General features: G+C 72.9%; 22 protein-coding genes and 3 tRNA genes. 14 read left to right on the forward strand and 11 right to left on the reverse strand.

All coding sequences use genetic code 11. From position 1 onward, the window contains the following. Positions 1–11: 11 nt before the first annotated feature. The 3 genes from OG937_29140 to OG937_29150 form a co-directional block, all read right to left on the reverse strand. Positions 12–1,760: an ABC transporter ATP-binding protein/permease gene (locus tag OG937_29140; GenBank protein ID WUD75465.1), complete on the reverse strand. Its 1,749-nt coding sequence runs from the start codon at positions 1,758–1,760 to the stop codon at positions 12–14. Positions 1,761–1,829: 69 nt separating this feature from the next. Then, positions 1,830–3,284, reverse strand: a complete 1,455-nt coding sequence (locus tag OG937_29145; protein ID WUD75466.1) for an FGGY family carbohydrate kinase — start codon at positions 3,282–3,284, stop codon at positions 1,830–1,832. An 81-nt stretch (positions 3,285–3,365) separates the two neighbouring features. Further along, positions 3,366–3,665, reverse strand: a complete 300-nt coding sequence (locus OG937_29150; protein WUD75467.1) for a YtxH domain-containing protein — start codon at positions 3,663–3,665, stop codon at positions 3,366–3,368. Between the two features lie 177 nt (positions 3,666–3,842). Between OG937_29150 and OG937_29155 the strand changes: the two genes are divergently transcribed. The 4 genes from OG937_29155 (at position 3,843) to OG937_29170 (ending at position 4,844) form a co-directional block, all read left to right on the forward strand. Further along, a tRNA-Asn gene (locus OG937_29155) sits at positions 3,843–3,915 on the forward strand. A 14-nt stretch (positions 3,916–3,929) separates the two neighbouring features. Continuing rightward, positions 3,930–4,002: transfer RNA gene (locus OG937_29160), tRNA-Asn, on the forward strand. A 168-nt stretch (positions 4,003–4,170) separates the two neighbouring features. Further along, positions 4,171–4,247: transfer RNA gene (locus OG937_29165), tRNA-Ile, on the forward strand. Between the two features lie 351 nt (positions 4,248–4,598). Further along, positions 4,599–4,844, forward strand: a complete 246-nt coding sequence (locus OG937_29170; protein ID WUD75468.1) for a hypothetical protein — start codon at positions 4,599–4,601, stop codon at positions 4,842–4,844. 377 nt (positions 4,845–5,221) lie between these two features. Here the strand turns inward: OG937_29170 and OG937_29175 are convergent, their stop codons facing one another. From OG937_29175 to OG937_29185, 3 genes are all read right to left on the reverse strand, one after another. Continuing rightward, entirely contained in the window at positions 5,222–5,416 is a 195-nt protein-coding gene (locus OG937_29175) for a hypothetical protein (protein WUD75469.1), read from the reverse strand. Between the two features lie 112 nt (positions 5,417–5,528). Further along, complete coding sequence (locus OG937_29180; GenBank protein WUD75470.1) at positions 5,529–5,996, reverse strand: hypothetical protein; 468 nt, start codon at positions 5,994–5,996, stop codon at positions 5,529–5,531. Positions 5,997–6,168: 172 nt separating this feature from the next. Continuing rightward, a complete protein-coding gene (locus OG937_29185) occupies positions 6,169–7,413 on the reverse strand; it encodes a glycoside hydrolase family 88 protein (protein ID WUD75471.1) in 1,245 nt (414 codons plus the stop codon). Between the two features lie 231 nt (positions 7,414–7,644). On the opposite strand from OG937_29185, the gene OG937_29190 reads away from it, so the two are divergent. The 3 genes from OG937_29190 (at position 7,645) to OG937_29200 (ending at position 10,525) form a co-directional block, all read left to right on the forward strand. Further along, positions 7,645–8,958, forward strand: coding sequence for an alginate lyase family protein (locus OG937_29190; GenBank protein ID WUD75472.1), 1,314 nt, complete (start codon positions 7,645–7,647; stop codon positions 8,956–8,958). 259 nt (positions 8,959–9,217) lie between these two features. Continuing rightward, positions 9,218–9,598: a hypothetical protein gene (locus OG937_29195; protein ID WUD75473.1), complete on the forward strand. Its 381-nt coding sequence runs from the start codon at positions 9,218–9,220 to the stop codon at positions 9,596–9,598. Positions 9,599–9,613: 15 nt separating this feature from the next. After that, on the forward strand, positions 9,614–10,525 hold the full coding sequence (locus OG937_29200; protein ID WUD75474.1) for an NAD(P)H-binding protein: 912 nt from the start codon (positions 9,614–9,616) through the stop codon (positions 10,523–10,525). A gap of 32 nt (positions 10,526–10,557) precedes the next feature. Here OG937_29200 and OG937_29205 read toward each other — a convergent pair whose 3' ends face one another. Beyond that, positions 10,558–11,157, reverse strand: a complete 600-nt coding sequence (locus OG937_29205) for a hypothetical protein (protein WUD75475.1) — start codon at positions 11,155–11,157, stop codon at positions 10,558–10,560. Further along, positions 11,154–12,866, reverse strand: coding sequence for a histidinol-phosphatase (locus tag OG937_29210; protein ID WUD75476.1), 1,713 nt, complete (start codon positions 12,864–12,866; stop codon positions 11,154–11,156). The genes OG937_29205 and OG937_29210 overlap by 4 nt, the downstream gene beginning before the upstream one ends. Positions 12,867–13,245: 379 nt before the next feature. Between OG937_29210 and OG937_29215 the strand changes: the two genes are divergently transcribed. Beyond that, positions 13,246–14,475, forward strand: a complete 1,230-nt coding sequence (locus OG937_29215; protein ID WUD75477.1) for a cytochrome P450 — start codon at positions 13,246–13,248, stop codon at positions 14,473–14,475. An 18-nt stretch (positions 14,476–14,493) separates the two neighbouring features. Here OG937_29215 and OG937_29220 read toward each other — a convergent pair whose 3' ends face one another. After that, a complete protein-coding gene (locus OG937_29220) occupies positions 14,494–15,153 on the reverse strand; it encodes a DUF1275 domain-containing protein (GenBank protein ID WUD75478.1) in 660 nt (219 codons plus the stop codon). A 125-nt stretch (positions 15,154–15,278) separates the two neighbouring features. On the opposite strand from OG937_29220, the gene OG937_29225 reads away from it, so the two are divergent. The 6 genes from OG937_29225 to OG937_29250 all read left to right on the forward strand — a co-directional run bounded on the left by OG937_29225 (position 15,279) and on the right by OG937_29250 (position 21,069). Beyond that, the gene (locus OG937_29225; GenBank protein WUD75479.1) at positions 15,279–16,280 is read left to right on the forward strand and encodes a Dyp-type peroxidase; all 1,002 of its coding nucleotides are present in this window, start codon (positions 15,279–15,281) and stop codon (positions 16,278–16,280) included. Beyond that, positions 16,277–17,077, forward strand: coding sequence for a family 1 encapsulin nanocompartment shell protein (locus OG937_29230; protein ID WUD75480.1), 801 nt, complete (start codon positions 16,277–16,279; stop codon positions 17,075–17,077). The genes OG937_29225 and OG937_29230 overlap by 4 nt, the downstream gene beginning before the upstream one ends. A gap of 43 nt (positions 17,078–17,120) precedes the next feature. Then, positions 17,121–17,321 carry a hypothetical protein gene (locus OG937_29235; protein WUD75481.1) on the forward strand — a complete coding sequence of 67 codons (201 nt, stop codon included), beginning with the start codon at positions 17,121–17,123 and terminating at the stop codon, positions 17,319–17,321. A gap of 312 nt (positions 17,322–17,633) precedes the next feature. Further along, entirely contained in the window at positions 17,634–18,539 is a 906-nt protein-coding gene (locus tag OG937_29240; GenBank protein WUD75482.1) for a cupin domain-containing protein, read from the forward strand. Continuing rightward, on the forward strand, positions 18,536–19,834 hold the full coding sequence (locus OG937_29245) for a beta-ketoacyl-[acyl-carrier-protein] synthase family protein (protein WUD75483.1): 1,299 nt from the start codon (positions 18,536–18,538) through the stop codon (positions 19,832–19,834). The genes OG937_29240 and OG937_29245 overlap by 4 nt, the downstream gene beginning before the upstream one ends. Continuing rightward, entirely contained in the window at positions 19,831–21,069 is a 1,239-nt protein-coding gene (locus tag OG937_29250; GenBank protein ID WUD75484.1) for a ketosynthase chain-length factor, read from the forward strand. Before OG937_29245 ends, OG937_29250 begins: the two co-directional genes overlap by 4 nt. A gap of 35 nt (positions 21,070–21,104) precedes the next feature. Here the strand turns inward: OG937_29250 and OG937_29255 are convergent, their stop codons facing one another. After that, entirely contained in the window at positions 21,105–21,965 is an 861-nt protein-coding gene (locus tag OG937_29255; protein ID WUD75485.1) for a hypothetical protein, read from the reverse strand. Between the two features lie 194 nt (positions 21,966–22,159). Further along, entirely contained in the window at positions 22,160–23,209 is a 1,050-nt protein-coding gene (locus OG937_29260) for a hypothetical protein (protein WUD75486.1), read from the reverse strand. Between the last annotated feature and the right edge of the window lie 288 nt (positions 23,210–23,497).

Here is a 23,497-nt window from a genome sequence, read left to right on the forward strand (position 1 = left end):
CGCGGGGACGCTCATGCCGCCTCCTGCTCGGTGAGCTGGGAGAGCACGATCTCCCGGTACGTGGGATTGCCGTCCATCAGTTCGTGGTGGGTGCCCGTGCCGACCACACGGCCCTCGTCGAGGACCACGATCCGGTCGGCGTCGCGGATGGTGCTGACCCGCTGTGCGACGATCACGACCGTCGCGTCCGCCGTCTCCCGGGCCAGCGCCCGGCGCAGCGCGGCGTCGGTGGCGTAGTCCAGCGCGGAGAAGGAGTCGTCGAAGAGGTAGACGCTGGGCTTGCGCACCAGGGCCCGCGCGATGGCGAGGCGCTGGCGCTGGCCGCCGGAGACGTTGGTGCCGCCCTGGGCGATCGGGGCGTCGAGTCCGGAGCCGCCGCCCTCCTGCGCGAGCCGCTCCACGAAGTCCCGGGCCTGTGCGATCTCCAGGGCGTGCCAGAGCTCCTCGTCGGTGGCCTCGGGGTTGCCGTAGCGCAGGTTGGACGCGACCGTCCCGGTGAACAGGTACGGCTTCTGCGGGACCAGGGCGACCGTCTCGGCCAGGTGCGCCGCGTCCAGTTCGCGGACGTCGGTGCCGTCGATCAGCACCCGGCCGCCGGTGGCGTCGAACAGCCGCGGCACCAGACCCAGCAGGGTCGTCTTGCCGCTGCCGGTGGAGCCGATCACCGCCGTGGTCTCACCGGGCCGGGCGACCAGGTCGACGCCGCGCAGCACCTCGGCCTCGGCGCCCGGGTACGCGAAGTCCGCGGCGCGCAGCTCCAGCTCGCCGCGCCGTACCGCGAGCCGCACCGGATCGGCGGGCGGGGTGACGCTGGGGTCGGTGCCCAGCACCTCCTCGATGCGCTCGGCGCAGACCTCGGCGCGCGGCACCATCATCACCATGAAGGTGGCCATCATGATCGACATGAGGATCTGCATCAGGTAGCTGATGAAGGCGGTGAGCGCGCCGATCTGCATGCCGCCGCTGTCGATCCGGTGGGCGCCGAACCACAGCACGGCCACGCTCGTGATGTTCACGACGGCCATCGCGACCGGGAACATCAGCGTCATCATCCGCCCGGCGCGCAGCGCGACATCCGTCAGGTCGTCGTTGGCCTTGCGGAAGCGGGCCTGCTCGAAGTCGTCCTTGACGAAGGCGCGGATGACCCGGATGCCGGTGATCTGCTCCCGCAGCACCCGGTTCACCGTGTCGAGCCGCTCCTGCATGGAGCGGAAGAGCGGACGCAGCTTCCGCACCAGCAGCAGCACCAGCACGCCCAGCACCGGCACCACCGCCAGCAGCAGCGAGGACAGCGGCACGTCCTGGCCGAGCGCCATGATGATGCCGCCGAAGCACATGATCGGTGCCGAGACCATCAGCGTGAAGGTCATCAGCACCAGCATCTGCACCTGCTGGACGTCGTTGGTCGTCCGGGTGATCAGCGAGGGGGCGCCGAACTGCCCCACCTCGCGGGAGGAGAAGCGCTGCACCCGGTCGAAGACGGAGGCGCGGATGTCCCGGCCGACCGCCATCGAGGTGCGGGCGCCGTGGTAGACGGCGCCCACCGAGCAGGCGAGCTGGACGAGGGTCACGGCGAGCATGACGCCGCCGACCCGGAGGATGTAGCCCGTGTCCCCCTTGACGACGCCGTCGTCGATGATGTCGGCGTTGAGGGTGGGCAGGTAGAGCATGGCGAGGGTCGCCACGAGCTGCAGCACGACGAGCACGGAGACGGCACGCCTGTAGGGCAGGAGATGGGACCGGAGGAGACGGATCAGCACGACGGATGACCCTATAGTCCGATGGTTGCCGTAGGCACACGGTTTACCGGCTCATGGCCGACACCGGGATCAACCCGGGAACGCCCCCGGATGCGTCTGCTCACGCACCGCGACGTACTGCTGCCGCACCGAGTGCCCGATCGGCCCGTCGTCCGGGCCGGGTTCGGCCACGGCGTAGTCCGCGGGGTGCCAGTACGGCGGCTGCACCGGCGAGGCCGTGCCGTTCACCACCCCCAGTGACCAGGCCGCCTGCCGGGCCGCGCCCAGTGCCGCGTACTCGCCCGGCGGCGGCACGACGACCTGCGCGCCCAGCAGCGCCGGGGCCATCGACCGTACGGCGGGGAGGTCACCCGCCGGGCCCAGCAGGAAGATCCGGCGCACCTCCACCCCGCGCGCCCGCAGCACGTCCAGCGCGTCCGCCAGCCCGCACAGCATCCCCTCGAACGCCGCGCGCGCCAGGTGCTCCGGCTTCATGCTCTCCCGCCGCAGCCCGTGCAGCGTCCCCGCGGTGTGCGGCAGGTCGGGTGTGCGCTCGCCCTCCAGGTACGGCAGCAGCACCAGGCCGTACGAACCCGGGGTGGAGCGCATCGCCAGCTCCGACAGCCCGGCCAGGTCGGTGCCGAGGAGCTCGGCGGTGCCGCGCAGCACCCGTACCGCGTTGCGGGTGTGGACGACCGGCAGATGGCGGCCGGTCGCGTCGGCGAAGGAGGTGATCAGGCCGGTCGGGTCGCTCAGCGCGTGGTGATGCACCGCGAAGACCGTCCCCGCCGCGCCCAGCGACACCACCGCGTCCCCCGGGCCGACGCCCAGTCCGAGGGCGGCCGCCATGTTGTCCCCGGTACCGGCCGAGATCAGCAGCCCCTCCGGGGTCCGGCCGGCCGGCTCGGCGGGGGCCAGCACGTCGGGCAGCTGCACCGGATGGCCGAGCGCCAGCTCCACGATGTCCGTGCGCCACTGTCCGGTCGCCGCCGACCAGTAGCCCGTGCCCGAGGCGTCGCCCCGGTCCGTCGTGCGCCGCCGGGGGCGGCCCATGAGCTGCCACACCAGCCAGTCGTGCGGCAGCAGCACCTGCGCGGTGCGCTGCGCCGAGGCGGGTTCGTGCCGGGCCAGCCAGCGCAGCTTGGCCACCGGGTACGCGGCCTGCGGCACCGCCCCGACCGCCTCGGCCCAGGCGCCGGGACCGCCCAGCTCCTCGGTCAGGTCGGCGGCCTGGATCTGCGCCCGCTTGTCGTTCCAGAGCAGTGCGGGCCGTACGAGCGCCCCGCCGGCGTCCAGCGCCAGCATCCCGTGCTGCTGTCCGGAGACCCCGATGGCCTGTACGCCCTCGAGCATCCCGCCCTTGGCCGCCTCGCCCAGCGACAGCAGCCAGGCCTCGGGGTCGATCTCGGTCGGCGGCCCTGCGCCCTCGCCGCCCGGCAGGGGGTGCGGGGCGTGCGTCTGCCGGAGCACGGCTCCGCTGCCGGTGTCGCACACGACGACCGTCGTGCCGCTGCCCGAGCTGTCGATCCCCGCCACAATCCCCATGCGGGCATCATGCCGCACCCGGCGCGTACGGCGGAAAACCGGGCACCTTCACCCGCATCCGCCCGCGCCGGACCGGCGTCGTCAGGTGTTGCTGGTGCCCCAGTCGTCCTCGACCGCCGAGCCGTTGCCGCGCACGCGGCGCAGCCGCTCCGCGACCGCCGGCGGCAGCCGGTCCCCGACCTTGGCGGTCACCGCGTCCACGGCCTTCACGGCCGCCCCGCGGCCCGCCTGGCCCGCGGACTCCACGGTGTTCCGCACCGCCGGGTTCTGCGCGATGCGCTGGGCGCTCTTGCGCAGCTGCTCGTACCGGTCGCGGCCGGCCCGCGCCCCGAGCACGTACCCGACGGCGACCCCGCTGATGAACGTCAGCCGGTAGCGCATGGCTCCACCCTCTCCTCGTATCGGGGCTGTGCTTCGCGCCTACCCGTCGTGGCCTGCGGACAACCACGGAGATACCGGTTGGCGGAGCACCCCCCACCTTGCGCTAATGTATGTGTCGCAGCGAGCGCACGCCGTCCGGGATGCCGGAAACGGGTGCATTCGGTGCAAGCGGAGCGATCCCCTGTAGCTCAATTGGCAGAGCAGCCGGCTGTTAACCGGCAGGTTACTGGTTCGAGTCCAGTCGGGGGAGCTCGCGCTCCTCTATCCCCTGTAGCTCAATTGGCAGAGCAGCCGGCTGTTAACCGGCAGGTTACTGGTTCGAGTCCAGTCGGGGGAGCAGCGGTCAAGGACCCCCGCGGGGGTCCTTTTTCGTGTCCCCGGGAACCGATCATCCGGTGATCGCAGTCCACCAGGTGGTGCGTCTGTGACCCGCGAGGGCGACAGATCGTATGAGCAGCTATGCTGCGGCAGACGGCGTGCACAGGATGGTGACGGCACGCCGTACGGGGCGGTAGCTCAGCCGGTTAGAGCAGCGGACTCATAATCCGTCGGTCGTGGGTTCGAGTCCCACCCGCCCCACCAAGGGCCGCGGGCCCGCAGGTTCAGGACCTGCAGCGAGATAACGAACGAAGCCCCTCCGGGTCACCCGGAGGGGCTTCACTGATCGTTAGCCGGCCCGCTGCCGGCCCGAGTTGCCAGCGATCACGCCCGACGCGCTGTCACCCCGACAGCCTCATGCCGGACATGGGTGAGCCCCCACCGCCGGGGTGCGGTGGGGGCCTCGTCCTGCCCAAAGGCCGAGTCTTGTGGCCAGCGCCAGTCGTTGCCGCGTCCGCAGCACGGTCGCAGCCGGTGCTTTCTCGGGATGCCCACTCTCGCCGCGGCGATCGTCGGGATACTCGTTGGCTGACCACTTCGACCTGGGAGGCCCGGATGGCGGCAGCCGAGAACGACGACGGCTGCACGACGAATCCTCGGCGGACCAAGCTCATGCTCACCCAGGAAATGGACGACGTCACGGAAGCGATGAAGGGCGCCCGGATGTTCGGGGTCGGCATCCAGGTGCGCAACGTCGTGCGGCCCGGGGGCCGACCAGGCCACTACCAGGAGTGGTGGGAGATCGTCGTGTTCGACGACGTGCCGCTGAGCAGGGACGACGGGCTGCACGCGACGGAGTAGCGGCGAGCGCCGGCCTTCGTTATACGCCCGGAAAGGTGTATACATGAAGTAACCGAACAAATATCCCATACCGGTCGCATCGCTGCGCCTCTGAGGAGCCCACAATGCCCCACGGAGGCTTCGATGCTTCGGAATCCCCGCCCCGCCCCAACATGCTGCTGGCCCGTAGCTGCGATGTATGCCGCGGCTGGGGAACGGTCGTCACCGACCAGGGGCGCCATGAACTGTGCCCGGCCTGTCAAAGCCCGGCATGCCAGGTGGAGCGCGCGGTTTGACGACGCGGCCCACCCATTACGAGGCCCCCACCGTGGCAACTGCGGTGGGGGCTTCGGCCGTCGGCCTCCCGTGGTGCTTGCCGTCGGAGGCCGGCGGTGGTCTCAGGCTGCGCCAGCGCGTCGGGCGCGGATGCGGGCCAGGAGCGCGGCGCCGTTGGCGTCGGGGCGCTCGACGAGGTGGGCGTGCTCGGGGTGGGCGTACAGGATGACGCTGGGCCCGGATGCGCCGCCGGCCTCGCCGACCGGCACGCCCTTGTCCTCGATGAGCCCGCTGCAGTGGGAGCAGAGCTGGATCATCGCAAGCCCTCCCGGTGGCAGGAGCAGCCGCCGGGACGGGCCGCCGGTACGCCCATTCGCTGAGGCGCACCGTCGGCGGGGTGCAGGCGGGTGCGGGCTGCGGGTCCCGTCGTCACCCAGCCGCGTACGCTTCGCGGCACTCCCCGGCTGCCGTGACGTACGCGTCGCGGAAGTCGCTTTGGACATCAGGTGGCAAGTACTCGAACGGGACCTCGCCCTGCATGATCACCGCCATCGTGTGGGAAGCCCGCGCGAGCGGGGTCCATGACGTGTCGAGGTTTTCGGCGTGCGAAGCCTTGTTGGCGGTGGCGTTCGCCTCTGCCGCTGCCGTGTCCACGTGTACCGGCACAGTGGGGTCGGGGCCCGGAAGAGCGGCGTCCTGGCCGAAGCCCCATGATCGGCAGACGGACTGTGCTTCGGCCCGGGCTGTGGCTTTCTGCCTGGTAGCGCCGTTACTGCTCGATGTGCACCCGGCGAGGGTGAAGGCCGTCGTTGCGGCGGCACAGACGGCCAGTGCTGCACGCAGCCCTGATCGGCTGCGTGCGTGCGGTGCGAGGTCGGAGCTCTCATTGGCGGCCATTCCGGCCCTCCCCGTGTGAGTGGCCTGCGCATCCTACGCGTCCGCGAAGGCGCCGTGGACGGAACGGTGACGAGGGGCGACGGTACCTGCGCGGGGGCGTCAACTGCCGTGGTGCGCTGCCGCGTTCGCCGGGGAAGGGCCGCGCGGGAATCCGGCGCCGTCGGACGGCGTGTCACACCGTGGACAGGTCGATCGCCCGGTCGGCGTCCGCGGGGCGCAGGACACGGAGGATGCCCTCCAGGAGGTAGTAGTCGGCGTAGGGGACGGAGACCTCGACGCCGTCCTCGGCGGGGCGGTTGCGGGTGCAGCGGGCGACGACGGCCTGGGCGCGGGTGGAGCGGGTGGTCAGGCAGGTGCGGGACAGGGCGAGGAGCAGCTGCAGAGCGCTCTCGCGGTAGCGGGCCGTGCCGGTGGCCGCGGCGAGGTCGAGCAGGCCGCAGGCCATGACCGCGCCGGCCGAGGCGTCCTTGACGTCGTTCGGCTGCTGCGGGGCGAGGTAGTCCCAGACGGGCACGTGATCGGGCGTCAGCGCGCCGAGCGCGAAGTCCGCGAGCCTGCGGGCGGTGGCGAGGAACTCCGGGTGGCCGGTGCGGCGGAACATCGTGGTGAAGCCGTAGACGCCCCAGGCCTGGCCGCGGGACCAGCAGGAGGCGGGGCTGTAGCCCTGCACGGTGTTGGGCCCGACGGGGGCGCCGGTGGCCGGGTCGAAGTCGAAGACGTGCGGGGTGGAGCCGTCGGGTCGCAGGAAGTGGCGCTGGGTGGTCCGCGCGTGCGCGACGGCGATGTCGAGATAGGCCGGGTCCCCGGTCTGCCGGCCGGCGAAGGCCAAGAGGTCGAGGTTCATCATCGTGTCCATGATCACCCGGCCCGCGTTCTCGGCGCTGCCGAGCGCGCCCCAGGCCCGGATGAAGCGGCCTGCCGTGTTGTACCGCTTGATCAGGGAGGAAGCCGCCTGCAGGGCGCCGTCGCGCCACTTGGGGTCGCCGGTCAGGCGCCAGGCGGTCACCCAGGACGGGGAGAAGAGGAAACCGAGGTCGTGCGTGCCGGTGTCGGTGCGTCGGGGCGCCAGCCGTTCCGCGGCGGCGAGGGCCAGGGAGCGGAACTGCGCGTCGCCGCTGTGCAGCCACGCCATCCACAGCGTGCCGGGCCAGAACCCGCCGACCCAGTCGCCGCCGGCGGAGTAGGTCCACTTCTCGAACTTCGTGATGACCGGGAAGGAGGTCACCCCGGGTGCCACCGCGCGCAGCTTCGCCACCGCGTAGTCCGCCGCCTCCCGCAGCGTGCGGGTGGTTGCGGCCGGGTCGTCGGCGTACGCGGTGTGCGCGGGGGGCGTGGCCTGCGCCGGGGGAGCGAGCGCGGTGGTCGCCGCGGCGGCGCCGGCGGCGGTGGTCAGCAGATGGCGCCGGGAGATGCCCATGGGTGCCTGCCATTCGGAGTGGGGGGTGGTTCACGAGGAGGCCAGGGTCAGCGTGGCATGCCTATGACATTGCTGTACACCTACGTGGCGAGAGTTCCTGTACGTGAACGAACAATCGTCGGCGATGGCCGGAGGGGCGCTCTTGACGCCCCGTCGGCACCGTCCTAGGTTCCGGTGGCGCGTTCATGGAGATGTGCTCCATTCATGTACAGAGACAGAGGGAGAAGAGATATGCGCACCCCCTGGGGCCACTCCCGGCGCCGCCGCGCAGGCGTCGTCGCCGTCCTCGCGGCCCTCCTCGTCCCGCTGGCCTCCGCCGCCCCGGCCGCGGCCCGGCCGGACGCGCACCACGGCACGGCCGGCGGGCCCACCGCGGCACCGCGGACGGTCGTCCTCGACGGGAAGGACCTGGTACGGGCCAAGGCCCGGCTCCGCGCCGGCGATCCGGGGGCCCGCCGCGCCCTGCGGGACCTCGTCGTCCAGGCCGACGCCTGGCTGGGGCAGGGCCCCTGGACGGTCGTGGACAAGGACCGCGTCCCGCCCAGCGGCGACCTGCACGACTACTTCAGCCAGGCCCCCTACTGGTGGCCCGGCGCGCCCAAGACCCCGGACAACCCCCAGGGCTGCCCGTACGTGCAGCGCGACGGGGAGCGCAACCCCGAGGTCGACGGGCTCACCGACCACGACGAGCGGGGCAAGGTCTTCGAGTCGGCCTACGAGCTCTCCCTCGCCTGGTACTACACCGGCAGGCGCGCCTACGCCGAGCACGCCGCCCGCATCCTGCGCACGTGGTTCGTCGACCCGGCGACACGGATGAACCCGAACCTGGGCAACGCGCAGGCCATCCCGTGCCGTTACGACGGGCGTGCCATCGGCATCATCGACTTCTCCCAGGGCTTCACCAGCCTCCTCGACGCCACCGCGGTCCTCGATCTGGGCGCACCCGGCTGGTCGGCGCGGGACCGTGACGGCATGAGCGCCTGGGAGAACGGGTTCCTCGACTGGCTGGTGGACAGCGACTTCGGCAGGCAGGAGGGCGCCGCCGCCAACAACCACGGCACCTTCCACCACATGCAGGTCGCCGCGCTCGCCGCCGCCACCGGCCGCACCGCGCTCGCCCGGCAGACCGTCACCGCCGCGCGGGCCGGGCTGATCGACCCTCAGATCGCCGCCGACGGCAGCCAGCCGCAGGAGCTGGCGCGCACCCGCAGCTGGCACTACTCCACCTTCAACCTGGTGGCCTTCACCCGGCTCGCCGCCGTCGGCGACCACGTGGGCGTCGACCTGTGGCACCACACGGGCCCGGGCGGTGCGTCACTGCGGCGGGCCGTCGACTTCCTGCTGCCGGCCGCCACCGGTGCCGGGCCGTGGCCCCACCCCGAGCTGGACTTCCACGCCTACGCCGCCTCCGACCTCGTCCACGCCGCCGCCGACCACGGCGACCGGCGGGCGCGCGCCGCGCTCGCGGACCTGGAGGCGCCCCCGGGCGGTGACCTGTGGGCGCTGCGGCCCGTACCGGAGCAACTGGACGGCATCACGGGCTGAACGGGGACGGCCGGGGCCCCGGTTCCCTCCGGATGCGCCATCCGGGTGACTGTGATGTGCTGGAGCTGTCGATGACGGCCCGGCACCGCGATCCGGGTGCCACGGGCCCCGGCCATCCCGCCCCTCCCCAGGGGGCCGGTGATCCGCGCTCCCTCGCAGGCACCGTCGTGTGCCCGGTGCCTCGGGAGCGCCGGCACCGACCGATCCGACCGATCCGACCGATCCGACCGATCCGACCACCCGATCCGAGGTGGAGTCCATGGCTCTCCCGAAGAAGCTCGCCGCAGGAACGATCGCCGCGCTCGCGACGGGGGCCCTGGTCCTCGGCGGCACCGGTACGGCGGTCGCCGATGACGGCTGCCACGCCGGGAACGGGCAGGACGGCTCCGTGTCGCACTGCCTGCCGGGCGACTCGGGATGGTCCGCGGCGGACGTCCAGGAGGCGCTGCAGTCCTTCCTGCAGGCCCATCCGGACATCGCCGCCGATCCCCATGTACAGGCCTTCGCCGCCCTCGCCACGCAGTGGCTGGAGGCGCACCCCGGCATGACGCAGGACCAGTTGGCGGCGGCGCTGGAGCCGGTTGTCTCCTGCCTGGAGGCGGGCGGCGCACCGGCGTCCTGCGTGATGTCGCCGTCCTGACGGAAGGGCCGGACGATGCCGGACAGCCCGATGGTCCTCGTGACCGGCGCCGCCGGGAGCGTGGGGGCGGTCGGGCACACGACCGTCGAGTTGCTGAGGGAACGCGGCTTCCCCGTCCGCGCCTTCGTCCACCGCGAGGACGAGCGGGCGGTGCAACTGCGGGACACCGGGGCGGAGGTGGTCGCCGGTGACCTGACCAGGACCGCGGACGTCGCGCGGGCCGCCGAGGGCTGCGGCCGGATGTACTTCGGGATGGGCGTGTCGGCGCAGTACCTGCAGGCCGCCGCGACGACGGCGGCCGTGGCCCGCGCCCACGGCGGACTCGACGTGCTGGTCAACATGTCGCAGATGACGGTGTCCCAGATGAACCTCAGCAGCACGTCCGAGTCGAAGCAGCAGTGGCAGCAGTGGCTGGCGGAGCAGGTCATGGACTGGTCGGGGGTGCCGGTCTGCCACATCCGGCCGACGGTCTTCATGGAGAACCCGCTCTTCCTCGGCCTCGGTTTCCGCTCGGTCGCCCGGGACGGCACGATCCGCCTGCCCTTCGGCGACGCGCGGACCTCCCCCGTCGCGGCCCGGGACGTCGCCGAGGTGGTCACGGCGGTGCTGGCCGACCCGGCGTCGCACGTCGGCCGGGTCCACGAGCTGACCGGGGCCGAGTCCCGGGACATGACGGCGATCGCCGCCGAGTTCACCGAGGTGCTGGGGCGGAAGGTCCGTTACGTCGACGTGCCGTACGAGGAGTGGGCCGGGGAACTGGACGCCCTGGGACTCCCCGAGCACGTACGGCAGCACATCGCCACCATGGCCCGCCTCCACGCGGCGAACCGGTACGACCGCGCGACCGACGACGTCAGGGAGATCCTGGGCAGACCGGCCTCCGGCATACGCGAGTTGGTCCGGGAGCACCCGGAGGTGTTCGGCTGACGCCCCCGGCGGACCGCGGCGTCAGTGGTTCGTCAGTGGTCCGCGCAGCAGGGCGTCGGGTTGGGCACCTCGAACGGGGCGAGACGCCCGCCCACTGCGGGGACCAGCGGCAGGACCAGTTCTCCGGCCCGCCACTCGGGGCGGACGTGGCGGGCGGTGAGGACCTCGGCGTCCGGCGCGGGCCGCTCGTCCGCGGGGGAGCCGAGCACGACCAGCCGCGTGATCGCGGTGCGGGCCAGCAGGTCGGCCACGGTGACCGTACCGGTGAGGCCGTCGACGCCCGGGTAGACCACGGCCCGGCCGCCGCTGAGCGCCGCGGCCTCGGCGGCGGCGCCGGCCGCCGCCTCGGCCAGCGGAGCCGGTCCGTGGCCGCGGCCGGCCAGGAAGACGCCCAGCGGGGCGCCGGTCCCCGAGGTCTCCGTGAGCGAGCGCCACGCCGCCTGCGCGGCGGCGGGGTCCGGCAGCGTCAGGGAGACCGCCGTGTGCGGATCGCCGCCGCGGACCAGGTGCGTGCACGCGACGGTGTCCGCGGGGAGGCCGAGCCGGTCCACCAGGTGGTGGACCAGGTGGTCGGCCTCCCGCAGGCCGGGGGAACCGGTGTCGACGCCGAGGACCGCGGGGGCCGTCGTCACGCGGGCAGCACCCAGATCGGGTTGGAGTAGAACCACAGGTCCTTCCAGGGGTCCGCGTCGCCGAGGACGTCGATCGCCGGGCCGGCCGGGTCCACCGCGGCGCCGTTGATGCCGACGGCGCCGCGGTTGCCGTCCGTGCCGCGCAGCCGGACGTAGAGCGGCTTGTCGACGCGGCCCAGGGAGTACGTCAGCCGCACCGACCCCGCCGAGCGGCCCACCTCGAAGGACTTCACGACCCTGGTGTCCGGGGCGGCGAAGGTGTCCCGGTCGGAGGCCCGGCCGGTGACCGCGCCGCGGATGACGTCCACACGGGCCAGCTCCGGCACGAACTGGGCCCAGTTGGGGCCGTTCGCCAGGTCGATGTCGACGACGAGGTCGACCTTGTCGCCGCGGCGGACCCGCAGCATGCCGCCGAGCGTCTGCTCGTACCCGCCGGAGCGCAGCCGCGCGTCGAGCCCGCTGATCAGCCCGCCGTGGTCGACCCAGACGCGGCCCTCGCGGAGGGCGTCCATGACCGCGCGGTACGAGAAGCCGGCGGCCCCGACGTGGGTGCGGCTGTACTGGCCCGGCCAGAAGTCGCCGTCGGTCAGGCTGAGTCCGCCGCCGTAGACCGGGTCGTCGTAGTGGCCCTGGGTGGCGAAGTCGCCACCGCCGCGGACGGCGGTGTCGGCGTACACGTTGTGCGCGTCGGAGTTGGCGGTGATCCACCACGGCCTGCCCTCGGCGAGGAGGCTGTCCCACAGGCCGCCGACGGTGGCGGTCATCCAGTCGAAGCCGCCCCAGGTGCGGTAGCTCTCCAGCGGGTAGCCGGGCCAGGACTGGGCGCTCGGGCTGCTGTCGTAGAAGCCGCGGCCGGAGCCGGGGCCCTGCGGCGCGGGCAGGCCGGCGGCCTGGTGGCCGGGCGCGCCCTCCATGCCGACCGCGATGGTGGGCTGGGCGTCGCGCCAGGCGCGGATCTCGTGCGGGGAGTCCAGACCCTTGCGCGCGGGGTGGTTGGCCAGGAACAGCGCGTCCTGGACCTTCTTGCGGCGGACGGCGTCGGCGAGGAAGTCCAGCCCCGCGACGGCCAGCGCCTCGTTGGCGGGGGTGGGCGCGGTGGCACCCTTGACCGAGCCGTCGAAGGAGTTCTCGAACTCCTTCAGTACGGCGACCTCGTTGCGGCCGGGGTGGACGAAGACCGTGCCGTGCTCGGCGGCCGGGATGTTCCACTCCAGGCCCTGGAAGACCAGGGTGTCGGAGATCTCCCCGCGGGCCGCGACGATCTGCGGGTTGACCTTCTCCACGCCGATCTTGGCGTGCTGCTCGCTGCCGTGGTCGGTGATGACCATCCAGTCCAGGCCGTTCGCGTTGGCGTGGCGGACGTGGTCGATGACGCGGTACTTCGCGTCGGAGCTGAACTGGGTGTGGATGTGGTGGTCGCCGGCCAGCCACAGGTAGCCACCGGGGCGCGACCCGCCGTGCCCCTGGTGCCCCTGCGGGGAGGAGCCGTGGGCGGCGGCCTGGCCGGCACCGGCGAGCACACTGCCCGCGGCCAGCCCGGCGCCGAGCAGTCCGGTGCGGCGCAGCATGGAGCGCCGGGAGAGCTGGCCCGGGGTCAGTTCCTCGTCCGGGACGGAGAGGTCGAGCGCCGGCGGCAGGGACTCCGCGCCGTCGCCGTGGTGGTGGTGCGCGTGGGTGTGGTCGTGCCCGTGCTGGTGGCCGTGGCCCATGATCCGCTCCTTGCCCTCCGCGAGGGCGCCGGTCCGCGCTGACTGGGGCGTGCGTCAGGAGAGCCTGCGGATGCCGGATGAACTCCCCGGGCCGCGCGGGTGGACACCACCGGGACGCGACATGTGGGCTGGGACACGGGGAACGGAGGTGATCACTCCACCGCGGTGCGGAGGCGGTTGCCGGCCGGGACGTCGTGGAGCCGTTCCCTGGACGGGAGTCGGGTGTGCGAGCCGGCTGTTGGTGCTGATCGTGCTCGGCGGGCTTCCCGCCGGATTCGTCGGCGGACTGGCCACCGTGATCAACCTGAAGATCACCCGTACCGGGCCGTCCCCCACGGGCGGGGCCGGAGCGCCACGATCCGGCTCTTAGGGTGGGGGCATGGCCTCCTCGACCCCGCCGAACGCCGCTCCGGACGCAACACCGCCCGGGCAGGTTCTTGTTGACCCCGCCGAGCTGATCGCCGATCCCTACGGGGCGTACGGCAGGCTCCGCGAGGCCGGTCCCGTCCACCGCGTCACCGGCACCGACGGGCGTCCCGCCTGGGTGGTCACCCGGTACGAGGACGTGCGCCAGGCGCTCGGCGACCCTCTGCTGTCCCTGGACAAGCGCAACGCCCTGCCCGGCAACTACTCGGGGTTCGCGCTGCCGCCCGCCCTCGACGCCAACCTGCTGAACATGGACCCGCCGGACCACACCCGCATCCGGCGTCTGGTGTCGCAGGCCTTCACCCCGCGCCGCGTCGCGGACCTGCGCGAGCCGGTCCGCCGTACGGCCGCCGAACTCCTGGACGCCGTGGCCCCCGACGGCCGCGCCGACCTGATCGCCGCCTATGCCGCGCCACTGCCGATCCGCGTGATCTGCGACCTGCTCGGCGTCGCCCCCGGCGACCGCCGCGACTTCCGGGGCTGGACGGACGCCCTGGTCGCCCCGGACCCTTCGCGTCCCTCCGCGGCGAAGGAGGCGGTCGCCGCCATGCTCGGGTACTTCGGGCAGCTCATCGCGCGCAAGCGCGCCCACCCCGAGGACGACCTGCTATCCGCGATGATCGCCGCCCGCGACGACGGCGACCGGCTCAGCGAGGACGAGCTGATGTCGCTGACCTTCCTCCTCCTGTTCGCCGGGTACGAGAACACCGTGCAGCTCATCGGCAACGCCGTCCTGGCGCTGCTGACGCACCCCGGGCAACTGGCCGCCCTGCGGGCCGAGCCGGGCGGGGCCGCGGCGGCGGTCGAGGAGCTGACCCGCTGGGACGGGCCGGCGCCGCTGGCCATCCGGCGCTTCCCGCTGGAGGACGTCACCATCGGCGGCGTGACGGTCCCCGCCGGCGAGACGGTGCTGCTCTCGCTGGCCGCGGCCAACCGCGACCCCGCCCGCTTCCCGGAGGCCGACCGGCTCGACCTCGGCCGCGCCGACACCGCGCACCTCGGCCTCGGGCACGGCATCCACTACTGCCTCGGCGCTCCGCTGGCCCGGCTGGAGACCGAGATCGCGCTCACCGGGCTGCTGGCCCGCTTCCCGGGGCTCGCCCTGGACGCGGATCCCGCGGAGCTGCGGTGGCGCCCGTCGATGCGCACCCGCGGCCTGGTGGACCTCCCGGTCCGTTTCTGACCGGCGGTACGGGACGGGTCACCGGCGGGCGGCGACGGTCGCCGCCACGGCCACCGTCAGCGCGCACCCGGTGGCCGCACCCAGGGCGGCGGGCGGTGTCACCAGGAGCACCAGGAGGCCCCCGGCCAGGGCGCCGGCCACCAGGGCGGCGACGCTCAGTGCCTGGCGCAGGGCCATCCGCCGGTCGTGCGCCGTGGCGCCGGTGCCGCTGAGCAGCCCGACCAGGGTGCGGGTCATCACGGTCGTGGTCAGGCCCGCGACGCCGACGCGTCCGGCCATCGCGTTCTGGATGCCCATCGCCACCGCGCAGACCACCACCAGCACGCGCCGCGGCCCGTCCAGCGCGTGCAGTGCCGTGGCCGAGGCCAGCAGCGCGGTCTCGCACACCGCGGCCGCGCTCACCAGCGCGATCGGGCGGGTCAGCCGGGCCAGTGCCGCCCGGCAGAAGAGGATGCCCACGGCGAAGCCGCCGAGGGCCACCAGCGAGGTGACGACCGAGAACTGGGGCGCCCCGGCCAGGCCGAGGCTGACGAAGACCAGGTTGCCCGTCATGTTCGCCACGAAGACATGACCCAGGCTGAGGATGCTCACGGCGTCGACCAGCCCGCTGAGCACGGTGAGGACGAGCAGCAGCACGGTCAGCAGGCGCTGCCGGTCCCCTTCCGGGCCACCGCTCATGTCCAGCCGCCTTCCGCAGGGGTTCGCCGCCGCTCCTGGTCAGGATGCACCGGGCCGGGCCCCGGAGCAGACTTGTGCGTGTCCGCCCCGACCCGGGCGCGCCCCCGAACCGAAGGAGCGTGGTGATGGCGGAACCGCTGCCGCAGCCGGTGCTCAGCCCTCTCACCACGTCCGCGATCTTCCTGGTCGTGACGGTCGACCCCGGCGGGGAGACCGCCGTCCGCGATCTGCTGGAGGACCTGTCCGGACTGCAGCGCTCGGTCGGCTTCGGCACCCCCGACGGGCGGCTGAGCTGTGTCGCCGGGGTGGGGTCGAACGTGTGGGGCCGCCTCTTCGGCGGGCCGCGCCCCGCCGGACTGCACCCCTTCACCGAGCTGACCGGACCCCGCCACCAGGCGCCCGCCACCCCGGGCGACCTGCTCTTCCACATCCGGGCCAGCCGGCTGGACCTGTGCTTCACCCTGGCCCAGCTGGTCATGGACCGGCTGCGCGGCCATGTCACGGTCCGTGACGAGGTGCACGGCTTCAAGTACCTCGACGTCCGCGACCTGCTGGGGTTCGTCGACGGCACGGAGAACCCGGTCGGCCCCGAGGCGACCGAGGCGGTCCTGGTCGGCGACGAGGACCCGGACTTCCGTTGCGGCAGCTACGTGATCGTGCAGAAGTACGTCCACGACCTCGACGCCTGGAACGCCCTGCCCGTGGAGGCGCAGGAGCGGGTGATCGGCCGCAGCAAACTGGGCAACATCGAGATGGACGACGACGTCAAGCCCGCCGACTCCCACGTCGCCCTGACCACGATCGTCGAACCGGACGGCACCGAACGGCAGATCCTCCGCGACAACATGCCCTTCGGCCGGGTGGGCACCGCCGAGTTCGGGACGTACTTCATCGGCTACGCGCGGACCCCGGAGGTCACCGAGCGGATGCTGCGCAACATGTTCCTCGGCGACGGGCAGGCGAGCCACGACCGGATCCTGGACTTCTCCCGGGCCGTGACCGGCACGCTCTTCTTCGTGCCCTCCGCCGACTTCCTGGACGACCTTCCCGATCCCCCCGCCGTCGTGGCCGCCCCGGCCGCGAAGTCGCTGGGGATCGGCGACCTGAGGAAGACCGTCACATCATGAACAACCTGCACCGGGAACTCGCCCCGATCTCCGAAGCCGCCTGGGACGACCTGGAGGAGGAGGCACGGCGCACCTTCAAGCGCCACGTCGCCGCCCGCCGGATCGTCGACGTGCCCGAGGCCGCCGGCCCCGAGTTCGCCGGGGTGAACACCGGCCACCTCGACCCGGTCGAGGCGCCCCACGAGGACGTGCTCGCCCGGGTGCGCCGCGCGCAGCCGGTCGTCGAGCTGCGCGTGCCCTTCACGGTCGACCGCGGCGAGGTCGACATCGTCGAGCGCGGTGCCCAGGACGCGGACTGGCAGCCCGTGAAGGACGCCGCCCGGCGCATCGCGTTCACCGAGGACCGGGCGGTCTTCGAGGGGTACGCGGCGGCCGGCATCACCGGCATCCGCGCGAGCGCCTCGAACCCGCCGCTGAGCCTCCCCGCGGACGTGCGCGACTACCCCAACGCCGTCAGCCAGGCCATCTCCGCGCTCCGCCTCGCGGGCGTCGGCGGCCCGTACACGCTCGCGCTGAGCGCCGACGCGTACACCGCCGTCAACGAGACCTCCCACTACGGCTACCCGATCCACGCCCACCTGGCCCGGCTCCTCGACGGGGAGATCGTGTGGGCGCCCGCCATCGACGGGGCGTTCCTGCTCTCCACCCGCGGCGGCGACTTCGAGCTGCGCATCGGCCAGGACGTGTCCATCGGCTACCTGTCGCACGACGACACCAGCGTGCGGCTGTACTTCCAGGAGACCCTCACCTTCCTGGTGCACACGGCGGAGGCGGCGGTCGCGCTCACGGCCGCGTGACGGGTGACGGGTGACGGGCGCCCGATACGGGTATTCGCCCGTTATGACCGGAAAACACAGGAAGACATCGCTCTGGCCGCACCGTTCCGAGGTCAGGACCGGCGGGCCCGCCCGCCACGCCGCCTCGGCGGGCGAGGACGACGGCCGTCGTGAGCCCGTCCCCGAGGACCTCCCGCCCGCCCACGCCCCGGTGGTGCCCGGCACCCACGTGGACGGCACGGAGGCGCCCCACCACCGCGCGTGACAGCGGGCCCGCGCCGGACGCAGGACCGCCTCGTGCCCCGTCCGCCGGCATGGGGGCGGCGCGCGGGGACACGGGATGGGGGAGGAGGCGGAGGTCCTGCCCGCCCGCGTCGACCGGCGCCGGAAGGGCCGCTGACGGGCCCTCACGAAGTGTGCCCCCGTACGGGTGGAGCGGGCCGGGAGGGCGTGACACGTTCCGTCACCGCGGGGACCGATTGTGTGATTATTCGGCCCGCTCGGTTGGAGGTAGTGCCCCCATGACCTCAGTGACGGAACGTCAGTCCGGCCATCCCGCGGCGGAGGTGCGGACCCGATGACGATGCACACCGAGAACGAGATCGTCATCGACGCGCCCCTGCGGTACGTGTGGCTGCGGACCAACGACGTCGCCGGCTGGCCCACCCTGTTCAGCGAGTACGCCGAGGCCGAGATCATCTCCCAGGAGGGCGACACCACCCGCTTCCGCCTGACCATGCACCCCGACGAGAAGGGCCGCGTCTGGTCCTGGGTGTCCGAGCGCACCGCCGACCCGGCCACCCGTACCGTGCGGGCCCGGCGGCTGGAGACCGGGCCGTTCGAGTTCATGAACATCTACTGGCAGTACGAGGAACTCGGCCCGGAGAGCACCCGCATGCGCTGGCTGCAGGACTTCCGGATGAAGGTGGACGCGCCCGTCGACGACGAGGGCATGCGGCAACGCATCAACAGCAACTCCCGCGTCCAGATGCAGCTGGTCAAGGACCGGCTGGAATCCCGCCGGATCCGTCCCGTCGGCACCCTGGACACCCACGCGGACACCCGCCGCGGCGGCGACATCCGCACCCTGCTGACCACCGCCTCGGTCGGCACGACGGACGGGTTCTGCGGCATGGTCACCGTCGGCCCCGGCGAGGCCGTCGCCGAGCACTACCACCCGTACTCGCAGGAGCAACTGGTCGTCGTCGAGGGCGAGGTGCGGGTGGACCTCGACGGCTGCCCGCGCAGCGTCGCCGCCAACGAGGCCCTGCTCGTCCCGCGCGGGGTCCGCCACCGGCTGGTGAACACCTCCGACGCGGTGGCCCGCGCCGTGTTCTTCCTGGCCCCGCTCGCGCCGCGTCCGGAGCTGGGGCACGTCGACACCGAGACCCACGAGCAGGCCGCCGCCATCGCCCGCGCCGCCACCGCGACGGGTCCGGCGACGGAGGGCCCGGCGCCGGGCCGCGAACTGGTCGACCGGTGACCGCAGGCCGTACCGCGCGCAGGGTGGTGGTGACGGGCGTCGGAGCCGTCGCCGCCGGCGGCGTCGGGCGGGAGGCGTTCTGGGAGCGGATCGTCGGGGGCGGGCCGGCGATCCGCCGGATCACCCGCTTCGACCCCTCGCGGTACCGCTCGCGGATCGCCGCCGAGGCCGACTTCGACCCCCTCGCGGCCGGGCTCACCCCCCGGGAGATACGCCGCAACGGCCGGTTCGCCCAGTTCGCGCTCGCCGCGGCCGCCGAGGCGCTCGCCGACAGCGGGCTGCGCACGGAAGCCGAGGACACCGACCGCATCGGGGTCTGCCTCGGCACCGCCGTCGGCGCCACCGTCACCCTGGAGGACGAGTACGTGGTCGCCAGCGACGGCGGCCGCCACTGGGAGGTCAGCCCGGACCACGGCATGCCCTTCCTCCACCGGGCGATGCACCCCTCCTCGGCCGCCGCCGAACTCTCGCTCCGGCACGGCCTGCACGGCCCGTCCTCGGTCGTCTCCACCGGCTGCACCTCCGGCGTCGACGCGATCGGCTGCGCCTTCCGGACGCTGAGCGACGGCGAGGCCGACGTCATGCTGGCGGGCGCGAGTGAGGCGCCCATCTCCCCGGTCACGGTGGCCTGCTTCGACGCGATCCGCGCCACCACCGCCTTCACCGGCGATCCCGAGCGGACGCCGGCGCCCTTCGACGCCCGGCGCGACGGCTTCGTGCTCGGCGAGGGCGGCGCGGTGCTCGTGCTGGAGGAACTGGAGCACGCCCGCGCCCGGGGCGCGTCCGTCTACTGCGAGGTCCGCGGCTGGGACAACCGGACCGGCGCCTACCACATGACCGGTCTGCGCCCCGACGGCTACGACCTGAGCGAGGCGATCATCTCCGCCATGTCGGAGGCCGGCATCGCCCCCGAGCAGCTCGACTGGATCAGCGCGCACGGCTCCGGCACGGTGCAGAACGACCGCTACGAGACGGCCGCCTACAAACGCGCCCTCGGCGAGTACGCGCGCAAGGTCCCGGTGAGCTCCGTCAAGTCCGTCATCGGCCACTGCCTCGGCGCGGCGGGCGCCCTGGAGATGGCCGCCTGCGCCCTCGCCGTCCGGCGGGGGGTGATCCCGCCGACCGCGAACCTGCTGCGGCCCGACCCGCAGTGCGACCTCGACTACACGCCGGTCCTCGCCCGCGAACGGCGGGTGCGGCACGCGCTGTCGGTGGCCTGCGGCCTCGGTGGTTTCCAGTCGGCGATGGTCTTCTCGGCCCTGGAGCCGGACCCGGAACGGGAGGCGGAGGCATGACCACACGCGCGGTCATCAGCGGACTCGGGGTCGTCGCCCCCACCGGTGTCGGCGCCCGCCCCTACTGGCGGGCCACCGTCGCCGGGCGCAACGGCATCCGGCCGATCGGCAGGCCCGACGCGAGCCGCTCCCCGGTCGTGCTCGCCGGGGAGGTCACCGGGTTCGACGCCGCCCGCTGGATCGACGACACCCTGCGCGCCGAGACCGACCGCTGGACCTGGTTCGCCCTGGCCGCGGCCGAGATGGCGCTGGCCGACGCGGCGCTGCGGCCCGCCGACCACCCCCCGTTCCACCTGTCGGTGGTCACCTCCAGCGGCTCCGGCGGCAACGAGTCCGGCCAGCGGGAGACCCACGCCCTGTGGGCACGGCAGCCCGGCGAGGCCGACGCCCACCAGTCCATCGCCTGGTTCCACGCGGCCGGCGCCGCACAGATCTCCATCCGGCACGGGCTGACCGGCGGCTGCGGCGTCGTCGCCGCGGACGGCGCGGGCGGCCTGGACGCGCTCAAGCACGCCTGGCGGCGGCTGCGGCGCGGCGGCAAGGCCGTGATCGTCGGCGGCACCGAGGCGCCGCTGTCGCCCTTCGCGCTCGCCTGCCAGTCCACCCTGCCCACGGTGCACCGCGGCACCGACCCCGAACGGGCCTACCTGCCCTTCAGCCCGTACGCCTCGGGGTTCGTCCCCGGCGAGGGCGGTGCCCTGATGGTCCTGGAGGAGAAGGCGCACGCCGCCGAGCGCGGGGTGCGCGGTTACGCCGAACTGCTCGGCCACGCCGCCACGCACGACGCGCACCACCACACGGCGCCCGCGCCCGACGGCGTCCAGCTGGCCCGGGCCGTCACCACGGCGCTCGAGCAGGCCGGCCGCGCTCCCGGGGACGTGGACGTGGTCTTCGCCGACGGCGCCGGCGACCCGGCCGGGGACGCGGCCGAGGCGGCGGCGCTCCAGCGGGTCTTCGGCGACCGGCTGGCGGAGGTCCCGGTGACGGTGCCCAAGGCGGGCGTCGGCCGGCTGACCTCCGGCGCCGGCGCGCTGGACGCGGTGACCGCCGCCCTCGCCCTGCGCACCGGCGTGATCCCGCCCACCCGCGGCGGCGACGCGCGGGCCGCCCGCGAGCGGTACGGCGTCCGCCTGGTCACCCGCTGGACACGGCCGGAACGGCTGACGACGGCCGTGGTGCTCGCCCGCGGCACCGGCGGGTTCAACAGCGCCGTCGTCCTGGGAGCGCTTGACTGACTACCGGGCACGACGTGTTCCCGGCATCGTCGCGGTCACCGTGTTCGGTGGCTGGAGCTGTCCCGCACGGTGCACCGGGTCTCGCGCTCGCTATGGCCGAGGGGAAGGTCGACGAGCGTGCCGGGATTGCCGCAGTTCTGATTCTGCCGGCCGTTCTGCGCGGTGTTGGTCTCGGATCCGACCACCTCGGTGGTGCCGGCGGAGGCCTGGCCCCGATGAACGGTGGCGGGACCGGCACGGTGGGAGTGGTCGGCGGCGACGCATGTGGTGTGCTTCCGGATGGTGCCCAGAACGTTGACGGTGGCCGTGTCCGCGGAGTTGCCGCAGTTCAGGTTCTGCCTGCCGGTCTGCGCGGTGTTGACCTGACCGACCGAGTGGCCGCCTTCCGCCCCGGCGTCACCGATGTGTTCACCGTGGCCGTGTCCGCGGTCCCTGCCGGGGGAGCGGCTGCCGTCCACCGCCACGCAGGTGGTCTCCTGATGCATGGTCCCCAGTACGTTGACGGTGAGCGTGTCCGCGGAGTTGCCGCAGTTGAGGTTCTGCCTGCCGGTCTGTGCGGTGTTGACCTGAGGGCCGAGGGTTGCCCCGCCCACCGCCCGGGCACCACTCGGGTGGCCGCTGTGTCGGCGGGTATGACCGTCGGTGTCGACGCAGACCCGCTCCCGCCGCACCGTCTTGCCGATGTTGAGGCGGACCAGGCGGGCGGAGTTGCCGCAGTCCAGGTTCTGCTCTCCGTCCTGGTCGGTATTGAGCTGCCCGCTGAGCGGAGTGTCGCTGAGCACATCGGCGAAGGCGCTGCCGCCGCCCGCGGAGACCAACGCGCCGGCGGTGAGCAGGACTGCCGCCGCCCTGCGGGCCTTTTGCGCAATTGCGCCGGCCGCCGTGTGCTGTCCCATCGTCGTGATCCCCTGCCATTGAGTCGAGTCTGCTGTACCGGCACTCGCGTTCTGTCGCGCCGTGGCGACCGCCGGCTCGGTCGAGAATGCCCAGCCCACTGAAAACCGACGCTTCGCCGGGAACGGGGCCGGCCCCGTCCGGGACGCCGGGCGGGGCCGATCCGGCACGAAGGCCATTGCTTTGTCTGCTCTCACTACCGATTGAAGGAGTCGAAGTTCTTGGACTCGTCGACGGCGACGCACTGGGTCCGGGTGTGGCCCGAGGCGATCAGGGTCATGCCGTTGCGACTGCCGCAGTTGTTGTTCTGCCGGCCCTCCTGGGCGGTGTTCTGCTGGACCAGGTGACCGACCTCGCCGTTGCCCCCGGTCGCGTGGCTGCCGCCGCTGAACTCGGCGGTTCGCACGTTGGTCGAATGGTCGATGCTTGCGCAACGGGTCTGTGCACCGGTATGCGGCGATGTAATGAACGTGTCATTGGGATTGGCGCAGTTGTTGTTCTGCCGGCCCTCTTGGGCGGTGTTCTGCTGGACCAGGTGGCCGACCTTGCCGGAGCCGCCGGTGGCGTGGCTGCCGCCGTCCACGGCCAGGGTGTGCTTGTTGTGGGAGCGATCCAGGTTGCTGCAGTGACTGGCCATCAGGTCGTCGCTCGCGGTGATGTCGGACTGGTTGGGATTGGCGCAGTTGTTGTTCTGCCGGCCCTCTTGGGCGGTGTTCTGCTGGACCAGGTGGCCGACCTTGCCGGAGCCGCCGGTCGCATGGCTGCCGCCGCCCTTGGTCAGGGTGTGCTTGTTGTGGGAGCCGTCCTGGTCGATGCAGAAACTGTCCGTCACGCCTTCGCCATGGGAGAAAATGGTGTCGTTCGGGTTGGCGCAGTTGTTGTTCTGTCGGCCCTTCTGAGCGGTGTTCTGCTGGATCATTTGGCCGACCTTGCCCGAGCCGCCGGTCGCGTGGCTGCCGCCACCGTGGTTCACGGTGTGCTTGTTGAAGGAGGCATCGCCGGTCCCGCAGCGGGTCTGCGTAGGCCCGCCCAACAGACCCGGTTGCACAAACGCAGCGTTCGGGTTGGCGCAGTTGTTGTTCTGCCCGCGTTCTTGGGCGGTGTTCTGCTGCAGCAGGCTTCCGATCGCGCCAAAGCCGCCGTCGGCGGTGGCGCCGCCGCTGTCGGCCGAGGCGAACTCAGATCCCCCGAATGTCAGGCCACCCACTGCCAGGGCCATCAGTGTGACCCTCCTGATCTTCTGCACCTGCACCGTTCCTCTCGGACGGGCCAGGAGTTCCGATACCCCCTGGTCCCTTTCTTGGCAACGATGTCCAGGTCGGCCCCGATACGGTGTCACCAAGGTTTCCCCCACGTGGGCTACGGCGACTGCGCGCTATGCGGTGCACCCGATTCCACGGCGAGCAAACGTCGAAGGTCCCGGAACGGAGATCAAGGGCCGGAACGGCGGAGTCGCCGCTGTCCGCGGGGGCGGGCCAGGTGGAGTCATAACTCAAACGGATCTTCTGACGGGCGCCCGATTCAAATCTGTCAC

Origin of the sequence: Streptomyces sp. NBC_00510, from assembly GCA_036013505.1 — a bacterium.
In the GTDB taxonomy this organism is placed as follows: domain Bacteria; phylum Actinomycetota; class Actinomycetes; order Streptomycetales; family Streptomycetaceae; genus Actinacidiphila.

What these genes read in the sequence shown, in the direction of transcription:
- OG937_29145 (WUD75466.1), bottom strand. Translation starts at nt 3,284, where the DNA reads ATGGGGATTGTGGCGGGGATCGACAGCTCGGGCAGCGGCACGACGGTC.
- OG937_29150 (WUD75467.1), bottom strand. Translation starts at nt 3,665, where the DNA reads ATGCGCTACCGGCTGACGTTCATCAGCGGGGTCGCCGTCGGGTACGTG.
- OG937_29170 (WUD75468.1), top strand. Translation starts at nt 4,599, where the DNA reads ATGGCGGCAGCCGAGAACGACGACGGCTGCACGACGAATCCTCGGCGG.
- OG937_29175 (WUD75469.1), bottom strand. Translation starts at nt 5,416, where the DNA reads ATGATCCAGCTCTGCTCCCACTGCAGCGGGCTCATCGAGGACAAGGGC.
- OG937_29180 (WUD75470.1), bottom strand. Translation starts at nt 5,996, where the DNA reads ATGGCCGCCAATGAGAGCTCCGACCTCGCACCGCACGCACGCAGCCGA.
- OG937_29185 (WUD75471.1), bottom strand. Translation starts at nt 7,413, where the DNA reads ATGGGCATCTCCCGGCGCCATCTGCTGACCACCGCCGCCGGCGCCGCC.
- OG937_29190 (WUD75472.1), top strand. Translation starts at nt 7,645, where the DNA reads ATGCGCACCCCCTGGGGCCACTCCCGGCGCCGCCGCGCAGGCGTCGTC.
- OG937_29195 (WUD75473.1), top strand. Translation starts at nt 9,218, where the DNA reads ATGGCTCTCCCGAAGAAGCTCGCCGCAGGAACGATCGCCGCGCTCGCG.
- OG937_29200 (WUD75474.1), top strand. Translation starts at nt 9,614, where the DNA reads ATGCCGGACAGCCCGATGGTCCTCGTGACCGGCGCCGCCGGGAGCGTG.
- OG937_29210 (WUD75476.1), bottom strand. Translation starts at nt 12,866, where the DNA reads ATGGGCCACGGCCACCAGCACGGGCACGACCACACCCACGCGCACCAC.
- OG937_29215 (WUD75477.1), top strand. Translation starts at nt 13,246, where the DNA reads ATGGCCTCCTCGACCCCGCCGAACGCCGCTCCGGACGCAACACCGCCC.
- OG937_29220 (WUD75478.1), bottom strand. Translation starts at nt 15,153, where the DNA reads ATGAGCGGTGGCCCGGAAGGGGACCGGCAGCGCCTGCTGACCGTGCTG.
- OG937_29225 (WUD75479.1), top strand. Translation starts at nt 15,279, where the DNA reads ATGGCGGAACCGCTGCCGCAGCCGGTGCTCAGCCCTCTCACCACGTCC.
- OG937_29230 (WUD75480.1), top strand. Translation starts at nt 16,277, where the DNA reads ATGAACAACCTGCACCGGGAACTCGCCCCGATCTCCGAAGCCGCCTGG.
- OG937_29235 (WUD75481.1), top strand. Translation starts at nt 17,121, where the DNA reads ATGACCGGAAAACACAGGAAGACATCGCTCTGGCCGCACCGTTCCGAG.
- OG937_29240 (WUD75482.1), top strand. Translation starts at nt 17,634, where the DNA reads ATGACGATGCACACCGAGAACGAGATCGTCATCGACGCGCCCCTGCGG.
- OG937_29250 (WUD75484.1), top strand. Translation starts at nt 19,831, where the DNA reads ATGACCACACGCGCGGTCATCAGCGGACTCGGGGTCGTCGCCCCCACC.
- OG937_29255 (WUD75485.1), bottom strand. Translation starts at nt 21,965, where the DNA reads ATGGGACAGCACACGGCGGCCGGCGCAATTGCGCAAAAGGCCCGCAGG.